We start from the raw sequence: 5,741 nt of genomic DNA, 5'->3' as shown, positions 1-5,741 counted from the left end.
GCCAGAGACATCATGATTGAAGATAGAAGACTCGTTATTAATCTGGTTGACTATAACTTCATAATCGAAAGGAGAAGACTCATTATCCGAGTGATCGCCAGAAACATCATGATCTAAAAGAGATGATTCGTTATCTGTTTGATTGACAGTAATCTCATGATCGAAGAGAGTAGGCTCACTATCAATCTGGTTGATAATAATTTGATGATTAAAGAGAGAAGTAGACTCATTATCCGTTTGATTGGCAGTAATTTCATCATTGTAGATTGTGGACTCTTCATTAGTTTGATTGACGTCTAGAGTTTTCTTCTCTTCTTTTGAAGAATTGTCATTTATATTGGATTCAGTGTTATCTATTGGGGTAGTAAGATTTGTTTCTTTAGAAAGCTGATCAGAATTCTCTTCATTTTCTTCTGAAGAATTACCTTCTTGCTCATTGTTATTAGAATCTTGCTCCGTACTTTCATACTTTCCTTTATAGATATCAGTTATAAAAGAACTTTGTACAAATAATTGCTCTGAATTATTAACTAAAACAATATGATCTTCCCCAATTCTACTTAGCAAACCTGCAAATGATTGATTGCTTAAACAATTGATAGTAATCCAATTGTATTTTAGTTCTTGTAATATATCTATCAAATTATTCTTATCTAGGTAGTTTACGTCTTGAGGAGAAACACGAAAATCCTTTGCATTTTTTGAAAGAGCATGGACTTGACTGAGTGGAAAATAAAAAATATCTTCATTTACCTTTACAATGAGATGATCATTTTTAACGTCTATTAAGGTGCCTTCAATAAATTGGTTATCATTTAAGTAAAAACCAACCGTTTTACCAAGAAGACCCCCTATTGTCTTTTTAAAGTAACCCTCTACCATTAGGGGGCCCCTTTCATTATTTATTTTTGAACAAGTTTTAGTATCGCAGTAAGTTATATTTAATCTTTTTTAGCTTTTTTAGCTTCAGTATTTTCTTCTGGCTCTTCTTCTAATTCAACACGAAGACCATAACTTACATTACGAATATGGAACATTACTACTCGAACAACTTCATCGTTTAAAATTACAGTTATATAATCATCATTGATCTCATCTAGTACGCCTTCTAATTTTTCAGGGCCCCCACGGTTGATTTGAATCCATTGATATTTAAGACCTTCAAGTGTTAATTTGAAATTATCAGCCTTTACATACTCAAATCCTTCAGGTAAAGCAGTGATGCCAAAATCCATACCATTTTTAGTAGCGTGCGTGATACTTTTGATATGGTCATTCCTATAGTAGACAATTCCATCTTTTTCAGTTAATACAGTAATATGATCATCTTCAGCACCTAACAATAAGCCGATGGAACTTTCAGGGCCTCCTCTATCAATTTTCACAACTTTGTTTAACAAAGAACTAACCATTTCTTTATTCATGCTTTTTTTTGCCTCCTTTTTTATGGTCTTTCTATGCATATGTCTAATATGAATTTGAGGAGATGGCAAAAGCCCAATGTTCCAAAATAAAATATGCCTTTACCCATATAAAATGGATAAAGTAATATTAATGTAAATATTTTTGAAGAGATGTTTGTGAGAAGAAGGGTGGACTTGAAATTGACTATTGATTATATTCTTTTTGATTTAGATGGAACTTTGACTGATCCAAAGGAAGGAATTACGAAAAGTATTGCCTATGCACTTAAGAAGCTGGATGCACCTTGTTTAGATGAAAAAACATTAGAATCATTTATTGGACCACCATTAATAGAATCATTTCGTGAAATATGTGGCTTCGATATATCGAAAGCTGAAGCGGCACTTACTTTTTACCGTGAAAGGTTTAAAAAAGTAGGTCTATATGAGAATATACTTTATCCAGGAATTGAGGGTTTACTATCTGCATTGAAAACAAAGGGTATAACTTTAGCAGTAGCCACATCTAAACCAACTATTTTCGCTGAAAAGATTCTCGACCATTTTAATCTAAATCAATATTTTGACATAGTAGTAGGAAGCAATTTAGATGGCACACGAACGGCAAAAAATGAAGTGATTCACGAAGTTCTAAAACAATTGTCTTTTCCTCCTAAAGAAAATGTTGTAATGATTGGGGATCGTAAATACGATATTCTTGGCGCTAAAAAAGAGGGCATTCCTTGTGTTGCAGTAGGTTATGGATATGGTAGTCAGAAAGAGTTGGAATTATCAAAGCCTTTCCATATTGTTCAGAGTATACAGGAACTAACAGCATATTTTTTTCAATAACTGATATCTGTAAGAAACAACGGGTAAATAGAGGAACCTTCTGTGGGCATATAAGCGGTTTTATCAAGTTGTTTTTCTAAAGCACTATAAAAACCCATAATCTTTTTAGTGAAAAATTAAATGAATTATTGAAAGGAGATACTACACAATATAAGCATCAAGATATAGACGTGAATTTATGTGCTGCATATCAACATATGCCATTATAGGTATGATTGTGGAATGGGTAAAACGAGATTTTATCTATCCTGTTTCCTATATGAATGAGCAACTTACGAAGATTTTAAAGGTGAGAGCCCAGTTCTAAAAAAGAACTATTGGCTTATATTACGCAAAAGCGAATTGTAAGTATTTGCAATCCGCTTTTTTAGAAGATTAAGTTATTTGTAGAAATAATCATAAATATTTTTGGCCAATAGTGAACATGTCACAATGATAAATAATACTCGTACATAGCCTGTCCCTTGTTTCAGTGCAAATTTAGAACCAATAATAGCCCCAAAGATTTGTGCAATCCCCATTGGAATCCCGTAGGCATAATGTATTTGACCTAAAGTCATGAACATAAGAAGTGCTGCGATATTACTTCCGAAGTTTAAGAAACGGGCATTACCGGCCGCCTTTAAAAAATCAAACCCGACCATTAAAAAGGCGAATATAAGGAAAGAACCTGTTCCTGGTCCCAAAAACCCATCATAAAAACCAATAGCAAAAATAACCACTATAAACAAAGCAAGTTTCGAAGGTGAAAGTTTTTTATATGTAGAAACACTACCCCAATCTTTCTTGAAAACAGTATATATAGCAACTCCAGCAAGCATAATTAGCATTAATGGTTTTAATACATTAGGATCCATTAGATGAACAATCCACGCTCCTAAAGCAGAACCAATAAAAACCAATGGGAAAAACTTTGCGACTGATTTGAAATCCATTTTTCCAGAACGGTAGAAAGTGATGGTGCTTGTAAGAGAACCCATCGTTCCAGCAAGCTTATTTGTAGCAACAGCCGCAGAAGGAGAAAGACCAACGAATAATAATGCTGGTAGACTAATTAATCCACCTCCACCAACTACCGAATCGATAAACGCAGCTAAAAAGCCAAAAATCACAAGAATTAATAATAATGAAAAATCAATATCCACATCAAATGGCATCAAATCAACCTCTCTAAATAGTGACTACCAAAATAGTAACTAAAATCTTTTTGGATGTAAATAGTTCAATAAGATTTGGTATGATAAATAGAAGAGAAAACGGAGGAATGTAAAATGGAGAAATTAGTTCAGCAGTTAAAGGCAGTGGGATTCACAGAATATGAAGCCAAATCCTATATTTCTCTAGTAAAGCTAGGTACTGTAACAGCTTACCAAGTAAGTAAAGACTCTGGTATACCAAGAGCACGGATCTATGATATTTTGAAAAATCTCGTAGAAAAGGGAATTGTACTAAAAGAAGAAAATACAGATGGAGCAATATACTCACCATTACCGGTCGATGTTTTTCTTGAAAGAGCCCAATCCAATTGGAAACAAAACTATCAAGACCTAAGTAAAAAATTAAAGCAACTAGAAATGATAGAGGAAAAACCAGATAATCGTGTTTTAACATTGAAAGAAAATGAAACCATTATTAGCTATTGCAAATCACTTATAAAAAAAGCGAAAAAGAGAATCGTTATTTCTATGTGGGATGATATGTATGGAGAATTAAGAAATGAATTAGAACAAGTAGGAGAAGATGTTCAGATTCAAGGTATTGCATTGCATGTGGATGACCCTGTAAAAACTGTAGATTTGCATCGCATTACTCATTTTACTGAAGCACCAACTAGTAAGAAATGGTTTATTCTTTCCATTGATGGGAAGGAAATGATTTATGGATCCTCTATAGATAATCGTGAATTGGCCTTTTACACGAATGACCCCGTACATATCTATTTATTAGAAGATTACGTTTGGCATGATGTGTTGGTGAATCGATTAGTAAGAAGAAACACAGATGATTTGGAGCAGTGGATATCAACAGAACGAAAAAAATTTTTTATGGAAGAATAATTGTGAACTGTGGAAAAGTAAGTGGATAAATCTTATGATACAAAGTTATGCACATGTGGATAAGAAAAGGCTGATAAAATCCTGTTGAACGATTTTATCAGCTTTTTTGCCTTTAAATAGAATGCGTATAATCTTCAGGTTGTACTCGTTTTAAATTTGACGCTTCTTTTTATAAATAATGGTTTTTTGCGGAGTTACGAATCATAAAATGGAATAAATATATGCATAAGGGTTTTTAGGTGAATTAGTTGACCATTTAAAAATAATCAGATATGAAGGGATAAAATGATTAAATCTTATCAGTTCATTTCAAGTTTTGATGATAATCTGGCGGGTTTCATAGACGTATATGGAATGTATATTTATATTGCATTATTTATTATTGTTTATTTAAAAACAGCTTTTGTTGTATTAACATTTCTGCCAGCTGATGCATTAGTATTCGCAAGTGGTGCTTTAGCGGCCATTGGTAAACTGAATTTTTGGGTACTATTAGTGCTCTTTGTCAGTGCAACTATTGCAGGGGATAGCCAAAATTACGCAATGGGGAATTTTTTTAGAAGGTGGCATGATAAAAAACCAAGGTTGAAATTATTTTTAAAGGACAAAATTGAAGCTGCGCAATTATTTGTTAACCAATATGGGCGATTATCTATTTTATTTGCTAGATTTGTACCTTTAATGAGAACGACTGTACCCTTTGTAAGTGGTCTTACACAATACTACTTCTCAGTGTTTTTAAAGTTTAATAGTTTAGGTGCTATTTTATGGACACTATTTTGGTTAAACATAGGTTATATATTAGGAAATACTACATGGGTTGAAAATAATTTAGTTTTATCATTATCGATCATTTCAATTATCCCATTGTTAGTGCCTGTAATTTATATTGGTGTGAATAAGATGAAGGGAATTTCAATAAGAAACTGAATAAATAACAGAAAAAGAGTTGCTTGAGTTGTTGACAAGTAACTCTTTTTTGCAGTTTGCGTTTTCAGATGATGTGTTAAATACAATACATAATACAACATTTATTTAGAGCTGAAAATGCTGTTTTAAAAGTGCATTTACTGTAGTAGAATATGATTGGCTTTTGGATAAAACCCCTCCGTAGATTTGTTTTAGTCGAACTGTTATCTATGATTATTTCTTTCAAGTATCGGTGTTTTTAACCATAAAAATAATCATTTCTATTAATATAAAAAAATATTTAAAGAAGTGTTGACTTTAGCAAAAGTGCATGTTAAGATATTTAAGTCGCTGAAACAAGGCGGTAACAAAATAACTTAAATAAAAAAGTTGTTGACATCGTAAATAAGATTTGATATAATAATCAAGTCGTTAAAACAAGTGACACAATATGAACCTTGAAAACTGAACAAGCAAGATGTTAATCAATAAACTTTGTTTTTAACAAAGACAAAATAGA

The 5,741-nt window shown here is 32.3% G+C and carries 7 protein-coding genes; 4 read left to right on the top strand and 3 right to left on the bottom strand.

The genetic code is table 11. The annotated features are described in order from the left end of the window. Both Q0977_RS17725 and Q0977_RS17720 read right to left on the bottom strand, forming a co-directional pair. A partial coding sequence (locus Q0977_RS17725; RefSeq protein ID WP_299516386.1) for a DUF2642 domain-containing protein occupies positions 1-882 on the bottom strand: 882 nt, incomplete at its 3' end. A gap of 59 nt (positions 883-941) precedes the next feature. After that, on the bottom strand, positions 942-1,424 hold the full coding sequence (locus tag Q0977_RS17720) for a hypothetical protein (protein WP_119416994.1): 483 nt from the start codon (positions 1,422-1,424) through the stop codon (positions 942-944). 180 nt (positions 1,425-1,604) lie between these two features. Between Q0977_RS17720 and Q0977_RS17715 the strand changes: the two genes are divergently transcribed. Further along, a complete protein-coding gene (locus Q0977_RS17715; RefSeq protein WP_233548141.1) occupies positions 1,605-2,255 on the top strand; it encodes an HAD family hydrolase in 651 nt (216 codons plus the stop codon). Between the two features lie 178 nt (positions 2,256-2,433). After that, positions 2,434-2,562: a TetR-like C-terminal domain-containing protein gene (locus Q0977_RS18340; protein WP_158582405.1), complete on the top strand. Its 129-nt coding sequence runs from the start codon at positions 2,434-2,436 to the stop codon at positions 2,560-2,562. Between the two features lie 73 nt (positions 2,563-2,635). On the opposite strand, the gene Q0977_RS17710 is transcribed toward Q0977_RS18340, so the two are convergent. Then, entirely contained in the window at positions 2,636-3,412 is a 777-nt protein-coding gene (locus tag Q0977_RS17710; RefSeq protein WP_299516383.1) for a TSUP family transporter, read from the bottom strand. Positions 3,413-3,526: 114 nt separating this feature from the next. Here Q0977_RS17710 and Q0977_RS17705 point away from each other — a divergent pair, with 114 nt between their 5' ends. Further along, positions 3,527-4,312: a TrmB family transcriptional regulator gene (locus Q0977_RS17705; RefSeq protein ID WP_299516381.1), complete on the top strand. Its 786-nt coding sequence runs from the start codon at positions 3,527-3,529 to the stop codon at positions 4,310-4,312. Between the two features lie 285 nt (positions 4,313-4,597). Further along, entirely contained in the window at positions 4,598-5,242 is a 645-nt protein-coding gene (locus Q0977_RS17700; RefSeq protein WP_299516379.1) for a VTT domain-containing protein, read from the top strand. The last annotated feature ends 499 nt before the right edge of the window (positions 5,243-5,741 follow it).

Source organism: uncultured Rummeliibacillus sp. (assembly GCF_934216135.1).
Taxonomy (GTDB): Bacteria; Bacillota; Bacilli; order Bacillales_A; family Planococcaceae; genus Rummeliibacillus.
Note: the sequence above shows the minus strand (reverse complement) of the source record. Positions and strands in the feature narration are given on the sequence as shown.

Coding starts and splice junctions, on each gene's coding strand:
- Q0977_RS17705 (WP_299516381.1), top strand. CDS start 3,527: ATGGAGAAATTAGTTCAGCAGTTAAAGGCAGTGGGATTCACAGAATAT.
- Q0977_RS17720 (WP_119416994.1), bottom strand. CDS start 1,424: ATGAATAAAGAAATGGTTAGTTCTTTGTTAAACAAAGTTGTGAAAATT.
- Q0977_RS17700 (WP_299516379.1), top strand. CDS start 4,598: ATGATTAAATCTTATCAGTTCATTTCAAGTTTTGATGATAATCTGGCG.
- Q0977_RS18340 (WP_158582405.1), top strand. CDS start 2,434: ATGTGCTGCATATCAACATATGCCATTATAGGTATGATTGTGGAATGG.
- Q0977_RS17710 (WP_299516383.1), bottom strand. CDS start 3,412: ATGCCATTTGATGTGGATATTGATTTTTCATTATTATTAATTCTTGTG.